This is a genomic window from Flavobacterium pectinovorum (assembly GCF_900142715.1).
Taxonomy (GTDB): Bacteria; Bacteroidota; Bacteroidia; order Flavobacteriales; family Flavobacteriaceae; genus Flavobacterium; species Flavobacterium pectinovorum.
On the sequence record NZ_FRBX01000006.1, the window covers coordinates 33,130 to 53,650 of the forward strand.

The 20,521-nt window shown below is 36.3% G+C and carries 10 protein-coding genes; all 10 read left to right on the forward strand.

Translation table 11 applies throughout. The features are described 5' to 3' along the window. Position 1 precedes the first annotated feature (1 nt). Positions 2-1,321 carry a xylose isomerase gene (xylA, locus tag BUE22_RS18875; RefSeq protein ID WP_073397406.1) on the forward strand — a complete coding sequence of 440 codons (1,320 nt, stop codon included), beginning with the start codon at positions 2-4 and terminating at the stop codon, positions 1,319-1,321. Positions 1,322-1,372: 51 nt separating this feature from the next. After that, entirely contained in the window at positions 1,373-4,468 is a 3,096-nt protein-coding gene (locus BUE22_RS18880) for a SusC/RagA family TonB-linked outer membrane protein (protein WP_073397407.1), read from the forward strand. 12 nt (positions 4,469-4,480) lie between these two features. Beyond that, positions 4,481-6,064 (forward strand): RagB/SusD family nutrient uptake outer membrane protein, encoded by a 1,584-nt coding sequence (locus BUE22_RS18885; RefSeq protein ID WP_073397833.1) that lies wholly within the window; start codon positions 4,481-4,483, stop codon positions 6,062-6,064. A 17-nt stretch (positions 6,065-6,081) separates the two neighbouring features. Then, positions 6,082-6,936 (forward strand): hypothetical protein, encoded by an 855-nt coding sequence (locus BUE22_RS18890; protein WP_073397835.1) that lies wholly within the window; start codon positions 6,082-6,084, stop codon positions 6,934-6,936. A gap of 131 nt (positions 6,937-7,067) precedes the next feature. After that, positions 7,068-9,554 (forward strand): glycoside hydrolase family 2 TIM barrel-domain containing protein, encoded by a 2,487-nt coding sequence (locus tag BUE22_RS18895; protein ID WP_073397409.1) that lies wholly within the window; start codon positions 7,068-7,070, stop codon positions 9,552-9,554. A 162-nt stretch (positions 9,555-9,716) separates the two neighbouring features. Then, a complete protein-coding gene (locus tag BUE22_RS18900; RefSeq protein WP_073397410.1) occupies positions 9,717-12,113 on the forward strand; it encodes a glycoside hydrolase family 31 protein in 2,397 nt (798 codons plus the stop codon). A gap of 236 nt (positions 12,114-12,349) precedes the next feature. After that, positions 12,350-14,356, forward strand: a complete 2,007-nt coding sequence (locus BUE22_RS18905; RefSeq protein WP_073397412.1) for a glycoside hydrolase family 97 protein — start codon at positions 12,350-12,352, stop codon at positions 14,354-14,356. A gap of 79 nt (positions 14,357-14,435) precedes the next feature. Next, complete coding sequence (locus tag BUE22_RS18910) at positions 14,436-16,592, forward strand: glycoside hydrolase family 3 C-terminal domain-containing protein (protein WP_073397413.1); 2,157 nt, start codon at positions 14,436-14,438, stop codon at positions 16,590-16,592. Between the two features lie 6 nt (positions 16,593-16,598). Beyond that, positions 16,599-18,176, forward strand: coding sequence for a GH39 family glycosyl hydrolase (locus BUE22_RS18915; RefSeq protein WP_073397414.1), 1,578 nt, complete (start codon positions 16,599-16,601; stop codon positions 18,174-18,176). 41 nt (positions 18,177-18,217) lie between these two features. Next, positions 18,218-20,458: a glycoside hydrolase family 3 C-terminal domain-containing protein gene (locus tag BUE22_RS18920; RefSeq protein WP_073397416.1), complete on the forward strand. Its 2,241-nt coding sequence runs from the start codon at positions 18,218-18,220 to the stop codon at positions 20,456-20,458. The last annotated feature ends 63 nt before the right edge of the window (positions 20,459-20,521 follow it).

Genomic DNA, 20,521 nt, shown 5'->3' on the forward strand with positions numbered 1-20,521 from the left:
AATGAGCACTACCAATCAATATTTTAAAAACATCGATACAATTAAGTTCGAAGGCAGAGAAAGTGACAATCCGTTAGCTTTTAAATGGTACGATGAAAATCGTGTCGTTGCAGGAAAAACTTTGAAAGAACATTTACGTTTTTCAATGGCTTACTGGCATACGCTATGTAATACAGGTGGAGATCCGTTTGGAGCTTCGACTGAAACTTTTGCATGGGATAAAAATGAAAACGCGATTTTAAGAGCTAAAGACAAAATGGATGCAGCTTTTGAATTCATGACAAAATTAGGTTTGCCATATTATTGTTTTCATGATGTTGATGTTGTGGATGACGCGCCAACCTTGGCAGAATTTGAAACTCGTATTCAAACAATGGTTGAATATGCAAAACAAAAACAACAGGAATCTGGAATTAAATTGTTGTGGGGAACTTCAAATTTATTCAGCAATCCGCGCTATATGAACGGTGCAGCGACAAATCCAAACTTTGATGTTTTGGCTTATGCAGGTGCTCAGGCAAAAATTGCTATCGATGCTACTATCGCTCTTGGTGGAGAAAATTATGTTTTCTGGGGAGGTCGTGAAGGATATATGAGTTTGTTAAATACAGACATGAAAAGAGAATTAGACCACTTGGGAAAATTCTTGAATACTTGTAAAGATTATGCCCGTAAAGAAGGTTTTAAAGGAAACTTCCTTATCGAACCAAAGCCAATGGAACCTACAAAACATCAATATGATTATGATGCAGCGACTTCATTAGGTTTCATTAATAAATACGGACTTCAAAACGATTTCAAATTAAACTTAGAAGTAAACCACGCAACACTTGCCGGACATTCTTTCGAACATGAATTGCAGGTTGCTGTTGATGCCGGAATGTTAGGAAGTATTGATGCTAACCGCGGAGATTACCAAAACGGTTGGGATACAGATCAATTCCCAATCAATCTTCAGGAAGTAACACAAGCTATGTTGGTTATCCTTGAAGGTGGCGGAATACAAGGCGGTGGAGTAAACTTTGATGCTAAAGTGAGAAGAAATTCAATCGATTTAGAAGATAAATTCATTGCGCACATTTCAGGAATGGATGTTTTTGCAAGAGGATTAATCTGCGCAGATCAAATTTTACAAAATACAGATTACAGAAAATTACGCACACAGCGTTACAGTTCGTTTGACGGTGGTAACGGAGCCAAGTTTGAAAAAGGAGAATTGTCTCTTGAAGATCTTAGCAAAATTGCCCGTGCAAGCGGAGAACCTCAACCATTAAGTGGTAGACAAGAATTATTCGAACAAATTATTTCGAATGCATACTAATATTAAATTATAAGGTAACTAACTATAAATTTAAACCAATTCTTAATTATTATGAAAAGCAAATATTGTATAAAAACAACAATGCTGCCATATTACATGGCATTATTGCTTAGCTTATTTATGATACAATCTGGTTTTGCCCAAGAGCAATCCAAGTTTGTAAGCGGAAATGTTATTTCGGCAGATGATAACATGGGAGTTCCAGGTGCCACTATTTTGGTACAGGGAACTAAGACAAGTACTGCCACTGATTTTGATGGATTATACAAAATTGAAGCGAAGACCGGTGATGTACTGGTATTTAGTTTTATGGGGTATAAAACACAAAAAATCACTGTTGGAGAAAATAAAAAAATAAATGTAACCATGCAGGCTGAAACTGCAGAACTAAAAGAAATTGTAGTTATTGGTTACGGTACACAAAAGAAAAAGGTAAATACAGCAGCCACTTCACTTGTATCTGGAAAAGATATTCAGCAGGTTGCGAGTCTTGATGTTACCAATGCTTTGCAAGGTCAGGCATCTGGGGTAAACGTTACTTCATCTTCAGGACAACCGGGCGCTAACATGGTGGTTAACATTCGTGGAGCCGGTACAGCAGGAAAAAGTGATCCGCTTTATGTGGTAGATGGTGTTGTTGTTGATAACGGAATCTCCTATCTTGATCCTTCGGTTATCGAAAGGGTCGATGTACTTAAAGATGCTTCTGCGGCTTCAATCTACGGAGCAAGAGCAGCAAATGGAGTTATCTTAGTTACAACTAAAAAAGGTAAAGACGGAAAAATGAATGTGTCATTTAATTCTTATACAGGTTTTCAGCAAGTTGCTAAAAAACTTGATTTGATGAATACACAGGAATATACGACAATCATGAATGAAGCTCGTGTAAACTCTGGGCTTACGCCATTATACACGCCAGCTCAGGTTGCAGCATTGCCAAATCACGATTGGCAGGATGATTTGTTTAATGAAGGAGCAATGAAACAAAATCACTCTCTTTTGATTACAGGTGGTGATAAAAAATCGACTATTGCTACAGGTATTTCATACTATGGTCAGGAAGGTATGATTGGTGGTGCAAACAGCCAGTCTCAATACGATCGTATTACTTTTAGTGTGAATTCAACTTCAGAAGTAATCGAAAATCATTTGAAAATTGGAGAAAACTTCACTTTATCAAATACAAAATCTAGTGGAGTTGCAGATGATGGTATTTACAGCAACGGAATTAGAAGTTTCTTAAACGCTGCTCCAATTGACGCGGCTTACGATGCTGATGGAAATTTTGCTAAATCAACTATTTCTGCAGACGTGAGTAACCCGGTTGGTTCACTTTATTACAATAACTTCAACCAGACTAAGGTAAATCGTTATGTTGGGAATATTTTTGCAGAATTAAAATTCCTTAAAGATTTTACTTTCAGAACAAGTTATGGTGTTGATATGACAGATAGTAATTACCGTTCTTTCAGACCTGTTTATTCTTTATCTTCAAGTGATAACAATACAGTTTCAAGTGTTACACAAAGCGGAACTAAAAGTTTAGGATGGATTTTTGAAAACACACTTCAATATAAAACTACAATTGCAGGAGCACATAATTTCGACTTTTTGGTAGGTACTTCAGCAAAAAAGAATACTGCAGATTATATGGAAGGTCAGGGTAGAAATTTAATTTTTACTGATTTTGAACATGCTTATTTAGATAATGCTAAAGATCCAACATCAAATGTGGTAAAAGGAAATCGTAAAGATTATGCAATCCAATCTTACTTTGGACGTATGTTATACGACTACAACAACAAATATTTATTTTCTGCAACAGTACGTAGAGATGGATCTTCAGAATTTGGACCAAATAATAAATATGCAATTTTCCCTTCATTCTCTGCAGGTTGGAATTTAGACCGCGAAGCTTTCTTTAAAGAAAATGCAGTTGTAAATACATTTAAACTTAGAGCGAGCTGGGGACAAAATGGTAACGATCAGTTCTCAAGAACATTTGCTTACATGTCAACAATTAGCTCAAAAGACAAAACATATCATTTTGGTACAGGAGACGAAACTTTACTAGTAGGTTCAAGCCCTGACCAGCTTTCAGATCCTAACTTAAAATGGGAAACTTCAGAGCAATTAGATTTCGGTTTTGATGCTACATTGTTTACTAATTTTAGTTTGACATTTGATTATTACGACAAAAAAACAAAAGATTGGTTAGTATTGGCTTCTATTCCAACTTATGCCGGAGCTTCTGCACCTTATGTTAATGGTGGAGACGTAAGCAACAAAGGTTTTGAGGTTGCAGTAGCATATCGTAAAAGTTTCGGAAACTGGAATTTTGGTATCAATGCAAACGTTTCTCATAATAAAAATGAAGTACTTAGAATTGCAAACAACGAAGGAATTATTCACGGAGAATCTAACTTATTGTTTCAAGGTTTAGACGAGATGAACCGTGTTGAAGTTGGTAAACCAATGGGATATTTCTACGGTTTAAAAACAGCTGGTATTTTTCAAAATGCAGCAGAAGTTGCAGCGGGAGTTCAGCCAAATGCACAACCTGGAGACGTTCGTTTTGTTGATTTAAACAAAGACGGACAAATTGATGCCAATGATAAAACAGAAGTTGGTAACCCAAATCCTGATTATACGTATGGAGTTAATTTTGATTTATCGTACAAAGCATTTGACTTAACGGTTAATACTTACGGATCTGCAGGTGGTCAAAACGTTTTTGGAATTCATGATTATACTCGTGCTTATACAAACAACACAACCGAAGTTTTAAACAGATGGACTTCTGAAGGAACTTCTAACACAACACCAAGAGTAACTTACGGAACAGATCCTAATGGAAACTATACTAAATTCTCAGATTTATATGTTCAGGATTCTGATTTCTTCAGAATTAAGAATATTACTATCGGATGTGATTTGACAAAATTAACAAACAAGTTAAATTTCTTTAGCAAATTCAGATTGTATGTTGCTGCTAATAACCTTTACACTTTCACAAAATATAAAGGTATGGACCCGGAAATTGGTTTCGGAAATACTACTGTAGGACAAGAATGGGCAAGAGGAATTGATGTTGGATTTTATCCACAGCCAAGAACGTATATGATGGGTCTTAATGTTAACTTTTAATTTATGAAAACGATGAAAACATATATAAAATTATTTGCGCTTTCAAGCTTATTGGTTTTAGGAGCTTGTTCGGAAGATTTTTTAGAAAATGAGCCTTATACAGATAAGGTAACAGACAATTTTTATAAAACGCCATCTGACGCTTTTGAAGGATTGGTAGCTGTTTATGATGTATTGCAAAGAGAAGCTTATGGTACACAATTAATTGTAAGCGAGCAGGCATCTGATGATTGTTATGGAGGTTTTGGTATCGCAGATCCAACTGTAGATTTAGAATGGGACCGCTTTTTATATACTACAGATAAAGATATGAACGCACTTATCTGGACAAACTCTTATTTAGGAATTTACAGAGCTAATATTTTATTAGAAAATCTTGATAAAGTAAACTGGGGATCTCAAACTGCCCTGAAAACACAATACGAAGCTGAAGCTCGTTTTTTAAGAGCGCACTTTCACTTTCAGGCAGCAAAAATGTTTGGAGAAATAATTCCACTAGATCACACTGTAACAACAAGTGAGTTTCAATTACCAAGACAATCTGCCGAAGTTACTTATGCATTAATTGCAAATGATTTAAAATTTGCTGCAGATAATTTAGGGCCTGAGAATTATTCAAAACCAGGAAATGCAAATTACGGACGTATCACAAAGTGGGCTGCAGAAGCTTATTTAGCAAGAACATTTTTGTTTTACACTGATTATTATGAAAAACCTGATTTAGCAGGTGTCATTAATAAAGCAGAAGCTACAACATATATTAATGATGTGGTAAGCAATAGTGGACACGGATTGGTTTCGGATTTTGCTAATCTTTGGTTAGCTGCATCTTTCGCAAACTTTGCAGGAGAAGATAATACAGAAATGGTTTGGGCTGTTCGTTTTAATGGTTCAGGAAAAGGAAGCTGGGACTTACACGAAGGAAACCGTTTTCAGGTAAATATTGCACCACGTGGTGGAAGTGTTGGTAATAAATATGCTACAGGATGGGGAGGAGCAACAGTTAATCCATTATTGTATGCAGCATATGAATCGGGAGATACACGTAGAGATGCAACAATTATTGCTTATGAGGAAGAAGGTTTAGATTTTGATCCGGAAGCCAGAGAGCAACGTCAGTACACAGGGTATTCATGGAAAAAATATTGCCCAATTACAGATGCAGCAGGAGTTGCGATTGTAGAAACAAATGGAGGAAATTTCCAAATTGATAACTATCAGGATTATGCTATTATTCGTTATGCGGATGTATTGCTTATGGCTGCCGAATTAAATTTAGAATCAAATTTAGCATTAGCGCAGTCAGATTTAGACAAGGTTCGTGATCGTGCCTTTAAAAATACTACAAATCGTAAAACTGCGAATAAAGAAAATATCATGGAAGAGCGTCGTTTAGAATTAGCTCTTGAAGGACAACGTTATTTTGACTTAATCAGACAAGATATGACGGTTGCTAAAACTGCGATTGAAAAAAATCCGGCAGGATCTCAATTTGCTGTAACTTTTAGACCAGAAACTTTAGGCTGGTTCCCGTTACCGCAATCACAAATTGTACTTTCAAACGGTACTATTACACAAAATCCAGGTTGGAATTAACTAAAAAACAAATGATTATGAAACGTATATTATATATAGTAATAGCTGCAGTAACCATAGGCTCATTGTTATTTTCATGCGAGCCTGTAGAAGATCGTGAGAGCTTGCCAGCAGTAACCTTAACGCCTGAAACACTAAAATTTTCAGTGCAGCCAACAACTGAAAATCCAAATGTTGTCACACTAAAAAGTGATGATCCAACGGTAATTCCGTACTGGAAATTTATAGATGCTAATGGCAGTGAGATCGGGCATTCTAATAAAAGTAATGATCAGGTTACTTTACCTTTTGCGGGTAAATACAATATTTATTTTACAGCTTACACAAGAGGAGGTTCTGTAGATGCTGCACCTGTAGTAGTTGACGTATTGCAAAATGATGAAAGCTATTTTAGTGACCCAAGATGGAATATGCTGGCTAATGGTGTAAATGGTAAGACATGGGTTTTAGATATGAGCAGTCCGATCGGTTGGGCAGGTTTAGATTTCCCGGCTACAAGCGGAGACAACTGGAACTGGTATCCTGATTATGCAAGTAATAGCTGGGTGATGCCAAACAAAGATTGGGGAGAAATACATTTTAACTTAAATGGAGGATATAATACCTATGTAACGCAAACAGCGCTGGCAACTAACGATAAAACTACTAAAACCGGACTTTTTACTTTTGATATGGCAAATAATAAAATTGCATTTAGCAAAGGTGTTGAGTTACTTTATGGTGGTGATTATTATGGTGATGCAAGTAACTGGACAAATGTACATGTTGTTGAACTTACAGAAACTTCTTTACGTTTGTCAGTAGTACGCGATCAAAGCAGAACTGGTGAAGGAAAAGCACAAATCGTTTTCCACTACAAGCCAAAGCCTTAATTATTTAATTCTATAGTCTCAGTTTTAAAATCGTTTGTAACGTTCTTTAAAACTGAGACTTAAATTATTTTCTAAGAAATAAAGCAATCATTTTATTTCTATCTTCAATTTCCAAACAAAAAATAATACCAATGCGTAAAAGAAAGAATTTAAGCAGTCCACTTTCCTTATTAACATTAGTAACGATAATTCTTTTTGGTTCTTGCAGCAAAAAAGAAGACACTTTTGTGAACCGCAAAGTTTCTTTTAATTCAGATTGGAGTTTTCATCTAAATGATAGTCTAACAGATAAAGATACTATTGGGACTTCAACCAAATGGAGAACCCTAAACGTACCGCATGATTGGAGCATTGAAGGAAAATTTGATGAAAAAAGTCCCGCTGGATATGGGGGCGGTGCATTGAATGGAGGTTTAGGATGGTATAAGAAAACTTTTAAAATAAATGCTTCTGATAGTAGTAAAACTATATCAATTACCTTTGATGGTGTTTACAAAGACAGTGAAGTTTGGATAAACGGACATTATTTAGGAAAACGTCCTAATGGATATATTGGTTTTCAATATGACATGTCGCCATACTTAAATTACGGAGATAAAAACAATGAAATTATTGTAAAGGTTGACAATTCAAAACAACCCAATTCACGTTGGTATTCAGGATCAGGAATTTTTAGAAATGTCTGGATCGAAACCACCGATAAATTACATGTAGCAAATTGGGGAACTTACGTTACAACTCCAAAAGTTACTGCCGAAAAAGCTTCGGTAAATTTTGAAACTACGATTGAGAATAAATATCCGGCTTCAAAAAAAGCAACAGTAACAACTACTATTTTTAAAGAAGATACCAAAGTAACATCCGTTACACAAAATATAACCATTGGTGCAAATGCCAATCAAACTATCAAACAAGAAACTCAGGTTGAAACACCAGTTTTATGGTCAGTTGAAAAACCTGAATTGTATACAGCAGTTACAGAAATTTCGGTAGACGATAAGATTGTAGATCAATACAAAACCAATTTCGGAATCAGAGATTTTAAGTTTGATGTTGATAAAGGTTTTATCCTTAACGGAAAACAGGTAAAAATAAAAGGAGTTTGTTTACATCACGATTTAGGTCCGTTAGGATCTGCAATCAACACGCGTGCCATCGAACGCCAGTTGGAAATCATGAAAGAAATGGGCGTAAACGGAATCAGGACTTCACATAATCCTCCCGCTTCGGAACTTCTTGATCTTTGTGACAAAATGGGTTTCATTGTTATGGATGAAGCATTCGACATGTGGAAACAAACCAAAACCAAATACGATTACGGAAACGATTGGGACAAATGGCACAAAAAAGATTTAGTAGATCAATTGCTGCGTGACCGTAATCATCCAAGTATTTTTGTTTGGAGTATCGGGAATGAAATTCCGGAACAATGGAACGAAAACGGTGTGGCAATTGCCAAAGAATTAGCAGCCATTACACGTCAATACGACAAAACACGTCCGTTGACCGCAGCGATGAATCCGCCGGTAAATATGAATATTGATGACGTAACGTTACAATTCGAAAAGAATAATGTTCAAATTAATCCACTTGCCGCATCTGGCGTTTTGGATTTAATTGGTTACAATTATGCGCATCAAACGTATGAACATCATAAAAAGAATTTCCCCGGAGTTCCTTTCATTGCCACAGAAACAACCTCTGGATTACAGACAAGAGGCTATTATGATGCCGTTTCAGATACTATAAAAAAATGGCCAGTAAGATGGGATCTTAAATTTACAGAAGGAAATCCGGGCAACACCGTTTCAGCTTACGATCAGGTGCAAACACCTTGGGGTTCAACGCACGAAGCAACGTGGAAAGTCATTAAAAAACACGATTTTCTTTCTGGAATGTACATCTGGACAGGTTTCGATTATATCGGAGAACCAACTCCTTACGAATGGCCGTCAATCAGTTCCTATTTCGGAATTGTAGATTTAGCTGGTTTCCCGAAAGATGTTTATTATATGTACCAAAGTGAATGGACAGATAAAACGGTGCTGCATATTTTCCCACATTGGAACTGGAAAGCCGGACAAACCGTTGATGTTTGGGCGTATTATAATAAAGCGGATGAGGTTGAACTTTTCCTTAACGGAAAATCAGTTGGAATCAGAAGCAAAAAAGGAGATGATTTACACGTAATGTGGAGAATTCCATATCAACCTGGAACTCTAAAAGCGGTATCTCGTAAAGACGGAAAAGTTGTTTTAGAAAAAGAAATCAAAACAGCCGGAAATCCATCAAACTTAAAACTGACAGCAGATAGAAGTACAATAAAGGCAGACGGAAATGATCTTTCATTTGTAACGGTAGATATTTTAGATGAAAAAGGAACTTTAGCTCCAACTGCCAATAACGAAATCAACTTCTCCTTAAAAGGAAATGGAAAAATCGTAGGAGTTGCAAGCGGAGATCCCGTAAGTCATGAATCATACAAAGGTTTAAAACATACAGCGCTTAACGGAAAATGTCTGGTTATTGTTCAATCTGGCGATAAAACCGGAAGATTAGAATTAACCGCTAAAGCGAATGGATTAAAACCGTCGACAATTGTAATTACAGCAGAATAATAGTTAGTTGCCATTCCTGCAAGGTTTTCAAAACCTTGTAGGTATAATTAACACATAGAATATGGCAACACAATACCTACAAGGTTTCGAAAACCTTGCAGGATATAAAGTAATAGATTACAGCAGAATAACCACAAATAAATAAAACTTAAAAAACACACAATGAAAAAAATAAAGATAGCCTCATTATCTCTATTCATGGGTTTTGGATTGCTTTCGCCAAAAGCGTCGGCACAAATTCAAAATGCCGATGTGCTAAATGCTCCGATAGATATCAGCAAAGATTTTCAGAATTATCTGAACACGTTTTATTTTGCCGATGAACTAAAAGCGTTTGATCCTGCTACAGGAAAAGGGACAATAAAATATTTGCGATACAATTATAAAACACGTCAGGCTTTCAACAACATGATGATGAAACCGGACTCTGTTGCTGCAAACGAATTTCCTGCAACAGAATACGAAGCTTCGCCTTTATTGCCGTTTGAGATTCAGTTTATTTCTGATAGAACCATCAGGATCAAAACTACTTCAGGACCACAGTTTCATCCGCAAAAAGAATCTTTGATGCTGGTTGACGGTGTTGCGCCAAACCACCCGGAATTATGGAAATATTCTAAAATTGAAGGAGGTCATAAATACACCAGCAAACATGGAGTTGTCGAAATCTTAGTAAAACCTTGGCACGTAAAAATTTACGATGAAAAAGGAAAACTGCTAACTAGTACATTGCACGATACTGATTTTAAAAACACATATACCCCAACACTTCCGTTTTCTTACGTTCGCAGAAACAGCGATTATTCAAGAAGTATGGGCGCGGCTTTTAGCTTAGAGCCAGACGAAAAAATATTTGGTTGTGGAGAATCATTCACACAATTCAATAAACGCGGACAAAAAGTAGTTTTATGGGCAGATGACGCCAACGGAATTCAGAATGAAACGATGTACAAACCGGTTCCATTTTATATGAGCAGCCGTGGTTATGGAGTTTTTATGCATCATTCAACACCAATTACGGTTGATTTTGGAAGATATTATTCTAGTGCCAACGAAATGTATATTGGAGACGACGAAGCCGATTTGTTTTTCTTTATTGGAGAGCCAAAAGACGTTTTAGACCAATACACCAATTTGACCGGAAAAGCAGCAATGCCACCACTTTGGTCATTTGGTTTCTGGATGAGCCGTATCACTTATTTTTCTGAAAAAGAAGGTCGTGACGTAGCAAGAGATTTACGTAAATATAAAATTCCAACAGATGTAATTCACTTTGATACAGGTTGGTTTGATGTAGACTGGAGAAACAATTACGAGTTTGCAAAAGCCCGTTTCCCGGATGCACAAAAAATGATGACCGATTTGAAAAAAGACGGTTTTCAGGTTTGTTTATGGCAATTGCCTTACTTCACTCCAAAGAATACGTTGTTCAACGAAATCATGGACAAAAACTTAGCGGTAAGAGACCGTAAAGGAAATCTTCCGTACGAAGATGCCGTTCTTGATTTCTCAAATCCGGAAACCGTAACCTGGTATCAAGGAAAACTGAAACATTTATTCGATCAGGGAGTTGCTGTTTTCAAAGTAGATTTTGGAGAAGCTGCACCGCCAGACGGAATTTACCATTCAGGAAGGACAGGTTTTTACGAACACAATTTATACCCATTAAGATATAATAAAGCAGTTGCTGAAATTACACAGAAAGAAAAAGGATATACTTTAATCTGGGCAAGAAGTACCTGGGCAGGATCTCAACGTTATCCATTACATTGGGGTGGAGATGCTGAAACTACAAATGGCGCAATGTCAGCAGAATTACGTGGAGGACTTTCATTAGGTTTAAGCGGATTCAGTTTTTGGAGTCATGATGTTGGAGGATTTGCAACAAAATCGCCAGAGAATTTATACAGAAGATGGGCACCATTCGGAATGTTTACGTCACACGTAAGAAGCCACGGTGAACCTCCGCGCGAACCTTGGTTATACAGCAAAGATTTCTTGGAAGGATTTAGAAAAGCAGATAATATGCGTTACGAATTAATGCCATATATCTACGCTCAGGCCAAAGAAAGTTCTCAAAAAGGATTGCCAATGATGCGTGCTTTATTTGTAGAATATCCAAATGATCCGGGAGCTTGGTTGGTTGATAACGAATATTTATTTGGTTCAAGCATGTTGGTTGCACCACTTTTTGAAGAAGTTACAGAAAGAGATGTTTATCTTCCGGAAGGAACATGGATTGATTACCAAACTAAAAAAGTATACCAATCCGGCTGGCATAAAATCAAAGCGGGTGAAGTGCCAATCGTAGTTTTAGTAAAAGATGGAACTGCATTGCCACACATCGCTTTGGCACAATCTACAAAAGACATGGATTGGAGTAAATTAACGTTGAAAGTTTACGCAAGTGACAAAACAACTTCGGCGAAAGCCAAAGTATTTTTACCGGATGGCGATGCCGTTCAGGAAATTACAGTAAACAAAAACGGAAGTGCATTTGACGTAACACCAAACGCATTAAGCGGAAAAACCACTTTTAAAACGGAGTGGGTTAAATAAAAAGGGTTTGCCACGAATTGCACGAATTATCACGAATTTGAATTAGTGTAAATTAGTGAAATTCGTGGCAAAACAAAAGTCAAAGATTAAAAAATAAATCTGCTTAAATCTGCAGAATCTGCGTGAAAAAAACATCCCCAACAGGATAAAAATAAGTTTTAGTTTAGTTTAGTTTTAAATCGGATGAAGTTTTGAGCGCTTCATTCGATTTATTTGAGAATTCAAGAAAAAATATCATGAAAAAAAACCTAGTTCTTTCCGCCGTATTACTTTCTATTACGATCGGATACAGTCAGAAAAATAAAAATGCTTATGAATTGGCTTCGCCAAACGGGCAGAATAAAATCAAATTTGAGTTAGTAAAAAACGCTCCAAAATATGCTGTATCTCACGGAAAAACCGAAGTGATTACACCATCAGACATGGGATTTTTATTAAAAGGAAATGAAAATTTAAGTTCTGACTTTGAAGTAAAAAGCGTAAAAAATACTTCTTTTGATGAAACTTGGGAACAAGTTTGGGGCGAGAAGAAAAACATCAGAAACCATTATAATCAGCTTTCTGTTCAGTTACAGCAAAAAAGCGGAAACAAACGTAAACTTGAAATTCAGTTTCGCGCGTTTGATGACGGAATTGCTTTTAGATATGTGTATCCAAAACAAAATGTAAAAGACAGTATTTTCATTATGGATGAAAAAACGACTTTTAACTTAAAAGAAGATGGAAAAGCATGGTGGATTCCGGCAAACAGAGAAAACCGCGACGAATATCTTTTTAAAGATGCTGCAGTAAGTACTTTAGATACTGTTTTGACTCCACTTACAATTGAAAGCAAAAGCGGATTAGCATTGAGTTTTCACGAAGCAAATTTAGTAGATTTTGCAAGTATGACTTTGGTTAACACAACCGGAACGCAGTTAAAATCAGATTTAGTGCCGTGGGCAGATGGTGTAAAAGTTCGTGTAAAAGATACGTTTACCTCTTCTTGGAGAACGATTCAGATTGGAGAAAATCCATCAGAATTAATTACTTCTTATTTAATTTTAAATCTGAATGATCCAAACAAATTAAAAAACACAGCAAGTTATTTCAAACCATACAAATATTTCGGAATCTGGTGGGGAATGCACATTGGTAAATATACATTTTGGGAAAGCGACAAACAAGGCGCAACAACCAAACATGCTGAAGAATATATCGATTTTACAGCAAAAGAAGGATTTCATCATTTATTGATCGAAGGCTGGAACAAAGGCTGGACACCGGCTTGGTATGAAAACCACATGCACATGTTCAGTTTCACAAAAAGCGCCGACAATTTCGACTTAGAAAAAGTGGTGGATTATGGAAACAAAAAAGGCGTAGCACTAATTGGTTACCATGAAACAGGTTCAAACTTGATTAATTACTTAAAAGAAGTTGACGAAGGTTTTGCATTGTACAAAAAACTAGGAATGCATTCCGTTAAAATTGGTCACGTAGGTTCTAAATTAAACATGAAAGAAAATCACTTCGGACAATTTGGGGTGAATTATTTCAGGTATATTTTAGAAAAAGCTGCGCAATATGATTTAGCTGTTTTATACCACGAATCAATAAAAGATACCGGAGAAAGAAGAACTTTCCCCAACATGGTTTCGAGAGAAGCAGCACGTGGACAAGAATATAACGCCTGGAGCGAAGGAAATCCGCCAAATCACTTAACGATTATTCCGTTTACAAGATTGCTTTCAGGTCCAATGGATTTTACACCTGGAATTTTTGATGTTGAGGTAAAACAAGGTTTTCCTGGAAAAAGAGTGCATGGAACAGCAGCACAGCAATTGGCTTTGTATGTAACGATTTATGCACCAATCCAAATGATGGCAGATTTACCTGAAAACTACGAAGGAAAACCAGCTTTGCAATTCCTAAAAGATGTTCCGACAGATTGGGAAGATACAAAAGTATTAGAAGGAGCAATTGGACAATATATCACAACAGTTCGTAAAGACAGAAGCAGTGCTGACTGGTATTTAGGAACAATCACAAATGAAAACGCAAGAGATGTAAATGTTGCTTTATCATTTTTAGATCCAAATGCAACTTACGAAGCGCAGATTTATGCTGATGCCGTAGGAACAGATGAAACACATAATCCAGCAGAAATTGCAATTTCTAAGAAAACTGTTAAAGCATCAGATTCTCTAAAATTACATTTAGGCGGCGCTGGAGGAACAGCAATTAGATTCAAAAAATTATAATTATAGAAAAATAGATATAGATTGTCAAACCCGACAGGTTTTAAAAACCTGTCGGGTTTAAATAACCACGACTTTTTAAATGAAAAATCTCATTCTGCATATCGTTTTTCTTTTGTCGGTCAATTTGATGTTGTCACAGCAAAAACAATATCCTTTTCAGGATTCTAAATTAGATACTGAAAAGCGTATTGATAATTTGTTGTCATTGATGACACTCGATGAAAAAGTTCAGGCTTTGAGCACAAATCCATCGATAAAAAGATTAGGCGTTACAGGAACAGGTCATGTAGAAGGTTTGCTCGGTTTGGCACTTGGCGGGCCGGGCGAATGGGGCGGAAAAAATAAAGAGCCATTAACAACAACTACTTTTCCTCAGGCTTATGGTTTAGGAGAAATGTGGGATGTTGATTTACTTCAAAAAGTGGCAGAGGTTGAAGGTTATGAAGCGCGATATGCTTTTCAAAAATACCATCGTGGCGGATTAGTCGTTCGGGCTCCAAATGCAGACATTGCAAGAGATCCGCGTTGGGGTCGTACGGAAGAAAGTTACGGAGAAGATGCTTTTTTTAACGGAACAATGACCGTTGCATTTGTAAAAGGATTGCAAGGAAATAATCCAAAATATTGGCAAACGGCTGCGTTAATGAAACATTTTCTGGCCAACAGCAACGAAGATGGAAGAACCTATACTTCATCTGATTTTGATGAAAGATTATGGAGAGAATATTATGCTTTGCCTTTTCAAATGGGCGTTGTTGATGGAGGATCTCGTGCTTATATGGCAGCTTACAATAAAGTAAATGGCATTCCGGCAATGGTTCACCCAATGCTGAAAAATATTACCCAAAAAGAATGGGGACAAAACGGAATCATTTGTACAGATGGAGGCGCATTCAAATTATTGCTTTCAGATCATAAATATTATGCTGATAAATATCTCGGAGCTGCTGCAGCCATAAAAGCAGGAATTAATCAGTTTTTAGATGAATATACGGAAGCAGTTTATGGTGCACTTTCGCATGGATATTTAAAAGAAAAAGATATTGATGCTGTTATTCGCGGAGATTATCGGGTAATGATTCAACTGGGAATGTTGGATGTTTCAGATGAAAATCCGTATGCAAAAATCGGAACCGGAAAAGATACTATTGATCCTTGGAAAACAGAAGCACATAAAAAAATCGCTTTAGAAGCAACACAAAAATCCATTGTTTTGCTTAAAAATGATGCTCAATTTTTGCCTTTACAAAAAGATAAATTAAAAACGATTGCAATAATAGGAAATCGTGCTGATGAAGTACTTCTGGATTGGTACAGCGGAACGCCACCTTATATTATTACACCTTTACAGGGAATTAAAAATAAGTTGGGAAACAATGTTGAAATTCTATATGCTAAAAATAACATTGACGGCAAAGCGGCTGCAATAGCAAAAAAAGCAGATGCAGTTATTGTCATCGTCGGAAATCATCCGGTTTGTAATGCAGGCTGGGCAAATTGTCCCGTGCCAAGCGAAGGCAAAGAATCTGTCGATCGTCAATCACTGACTTTAGAGCAGGAAGATTTAATCAAAATTGTGTATCAGGCAAATCCTAAAACAGTTGTAGCATTGATAAGCAGTTTTCCTTATGCCATAAACTGGACACAAGAACACTTGCCGGCAATTGTACACATGACACAAAACAGTCAGGAAACAGGAACCGCTTTGGCCGATGTTTTATTTGGAGATTATAATCCGGCCGGACGATTAACACAAACCTGGGTTAGGGATATAACTGATCTGCCTGAATTATTAGATTACAATATTCGAAACGGCAGAACTTACATGTATTTTAAAGGGAAACCTTTATATGCTTTTGGTCATGGTTTAAGTTACACGACTTTCAAATACAATTCTATTGAAACAAACTCAGAAAGCATTTCTAAAAATGGTGAAGTAAAAGTTACAGTTTCTGTTACCAATACAGGAACCAAAGACGGAGATGAGGTAATTCAGTTGTATGTAAAACAATTGCAGTCAAAAGTAGAACGTCCTGAAAAAGAATTAAAAGCATTTCAGCGTGTTTTCTTTAAAGCAGGAGAAACGAAGAATGTTTCTTTGGTTTTGAAAGCCAAAGATTTAGAATACTGGAATACAGCAAAACAACAATTTGAATTAGAAAACAATACAATTGAAATTCAAACAGGAAGTGCTTCGGATAAAATTCTGCTGAACAAAAAAATAACAGTGAAATAATTTACAATGAAAAAAAATCTAACGATACTCTTTATTTTGCTTTCTCTAATCAACGTTCCGTTGTTTGGACAAAATGCTGCTGAAAACAGAACCATAAAAGTTGATTATAATAAAACTGCAGGAAAACTGAACACCATGTTTAAGGAATGTATTGGTGCCGGAAGAGCAAACGAAGGTTTACGTGCTGATTGGCAACAGCAATTGGCAATGACCAAAAAAGAATGCGATTTTAAATACATCAGAATGCACGGTTTATTGTCTGATGATATGGCAGTTTACAGAGAAGATTCAAAAGGAAATCCAGAATACAATTATCAATATATCGATGCTTTGTATGATTTTCTTTTAAGTATTAAAGTAAAACCTTTTGTAGAATTAGGATTTATGCCTAATGCTTTGGCAAGTGGAAAAGAAACTATTTTTTGGTGGAAAGGAAATGTAACACCTCCAAAAGATTATAAAAAATGGGAAGATTTAATTCGAAACCTAACCCAGCATTTCAAAGAACGTTACGGAGACGAAGAAGTAAAAACCTGGTATTTTGAAGTTTGGAATGAACCAAATTTATCTCCGGGTTTCTGGACAGGAACTCAGGCAGAATATTTTAAACTTTACGAATACGCAGCGCGAGGCATAAAAAGTGTAAATCCTGCATACAAAGTAGGCGGTCCGGCAACGGCAGGCGCAGGCTGGGTTCCGGAAACAATCGATTTTTGTGCTAAAAATAATGTGCCTTTAGATTTTATTTCAACACATACTTACGGCGTAAAACAAGGATATTTAGACGAATTCGGAACTTCTGGAACGGTTTTGAATAAAGAAGATTCCAGTATAAGTGGTGAAGTAATTACGTCTCGCGAGCAAATTTCAAATTCGGCTAAGCCAAAATTAGAATTGCATTATACAGAATGGAGTTCATCTTATACGCCGGCAGATCCTATTCACGATAGTTATCATTCGGCAGCTTATATTTTGCAGAAATTAAAACAAGTTGGCAATGCGGCAAACTCAATGTCATATTGGGTTTTTACCGATATTTTTGAAGAACCGGGTCCAAGATTCACGCCTTTTCACGGTGGTTTCGGATTATTAAATACGCAGGGAATTAAAAAACCGGCTTATTTCTCTTATGCTTTTTTGAACAAATTAGGAGAAACAGAATTTCAAAATAAAGACACTTCTTCATGGGCGACAAAAAATGAAAAAGGCGATGTTCAATTATTAGTTTGGGATTTTACCAATACACATCCGGGAGATTCTGTCAATAATCAAACGTATTATATAAAAGATTTACCGTCGAAACCAAAAGGAAATTTAAAAATTGAATTGGAAGGTCTCAAAAAAGGAAAATACAATTTAGAAATCTACAAAGTAGGCTATAAATCGAACGACGCTTACGCGGATTATCTGGCCATGGGAAAACCAAGTCAGTTAACACGCGATCAGGTAAATACAATCAAACAAAAAAACAATGGTGCTTTGTGGGCGAGTGAAAAAGTAACCATTGATGCAAAAGGAACTTTTAGCAAAGATTTAAAAATCAATGAGAATGATGTTTTCTTATTGAATTTTGTGAAGCTTTAATTTCTAAAAAACAAACTATCAAAAACTAAAATTTATTAAGCATGAAAAACAAAATTTTATACCTGTCAGCAGCATTGGCTTTTGCAGTATTTACATCTTGTAAGAGTGATGTAAAAACCACAGATTCTGAAACAGCAGAAAAAGAATACAAAGGGAAAGAAATTGGATCTGAGTTTGATGCAGAAATCGACAAGTTGGTTTCTCAAATGACATTGGAGGAAAAAATAGGAATGTTACATGGAAATAGCATGTTTACTTCTGGCGGTGTAAAACGTTTGGGGATTCCGGAATTGAAAATGGCAGATGGACCACTTGGTGTTCGTGAAGAAATTTCGCGTGACAATTGGGCTCCGGCAGGTTTAACAAATGATTTTGCAACTTATTACCCAGCAGGCGGCGGACTTGCTGCAACATGGAATGCTGACATGGCATATACTTTCGGGAACAGCCTTGGGCAGGAAATGCGCGCAAGAGATAAAGATATGCTGCTTTCACCAGCCATAAATATCGTAAGAACACCGCTTGGAGGAAGAACATACGAATATATGTCTGAAGATCCGTTTTTGAACAAAAAAATTGCTGTGCCATTAATTGTTGGTTTACAAGACAATGATGTTATGGCTTGCGTAAAACATTATGCTGCAAACAATCAGGAAACAAATCGTGATTTTGTAGATGTTCAAATTGACGAACGTACACTTCGTGAAATTTATTTACCGGCTTTTGAAGCTTCAATAAAAGAAGCGCATGCATACAGCGTAATGGGCGCTTACAATAAATTTAGAGGCGAATATTTATGTGAAAACGATTATATGCTAAACAAAATTCTTCGTGACGAATGGGGATTTAAAGGCGTTGTAGTTTCAGACTGGGCTGCTGTGCATTCGACAGTAAAATCTTTAAATAGCGGATTGGATATTGAAATGGGAACTCCAAAACCATTCAACGAATTTTTCCTTGCCGATAAATTAATCGCTGCAGCAAAAAACAAAGAAATCTCAGAAGCAGAATTGGACAAACACGTAAAAAGAATTTTACGCACTTTGTTTCAGGTAAAAGCAATGGGAAGTCAAAGTAAAGACCGTGCAAAAGGAAGTATTGCAACCGACGCACATTATCAGGATGCTTATAAAATTGCAGCAGAAGCGATAGTTTTATTGAAGAATGAAAACAATGCTTTACCATTAAAATTGGACGGAGTTAAATCTATCGCGGTAATTGGAAACAATGCAACGAAGAAAAACGCGCTTGGCGGATTTGGTGCAGGTGTAAAAACAAAAAGAGAAGTTACACCGCTTGAGGGTTTAAAAAACAGATTGCCATCTTCAGTAAAAATTAATTATGCTGAAGGATATTTAGAGCGTTACGACGAAAAGAATAAAGGAAACTTAGGAAATATTACATCAAATGGTCCGGTAACAATCGATCAGTTAGATCCTGCAAAAGTTCAGGAAGCGGTTGAAGCGGCTAAAAAATCGGATGTTGCGATTATTTTTGCAGGCTCAAACCGTGATTACGAAACAGAAGCTTCTGATCGTAGAAACCTGAAATTACCATTTGGACAAGAAGAATTAATTCAGAAAGTATTAGCCGTAAATCCAAGAACAATTGTTGTTTTTGTTGCCGGAGCGCCTTTTGAGATTGAAAATATCAGCAAAAAAAGTTCAGCTGTAGTATGGACATGGTTTAATGGTTCAGAAGGAGGAAATGCTTTGGCAGATGTACTTTTAGGAAAAGTAAATCCGTCTGGAAAATTGCCTTGGACAATGCCTAAAAATATTATGGATTCTCCAGCGCACGCTACAAACAGTTTCCCTGGAGGAAAAACAGTAAATTATGCAGAAGGAATTTTGGTAGGATACCGTTGGTTTGATACTAAAAATATTGCGCCATTATTTCCTTTTGGATACGGATTATCGTATACGACTTTTGGTTTTGAAAATGCAAAAACAGACAAAACTACTTATGCGCAAGACGAAACGATTACAGTTTCTGTTGATGTAAAAAACACCGGAAAAGTTGACGGAAAAGAAGTTGTTCAGTTGTACTCTTCAAAATCAGATTCAAAAATTACGCGTGCTGCACAAGAATTGAAAGGTTTCCAAAAAACATTGGTAAAATCGGGAAGTTCAGAAACAGTAACGATTAAAGTTCCGGTAAAAGAATTGGCTTACTATGATGTAACTGCTAAAAAATGGACGGTTGAACCAGGAAAATACACTTTGAAATTAGGAAATTCTTCAAGAGATATAAAAAATGAACTTGTTGTAACAATTAAATAAAGCTTGAAACATTAATGCTCTTTGATTTTTATTGAAGAGCATTTTTTAATAAATAAAAAATGA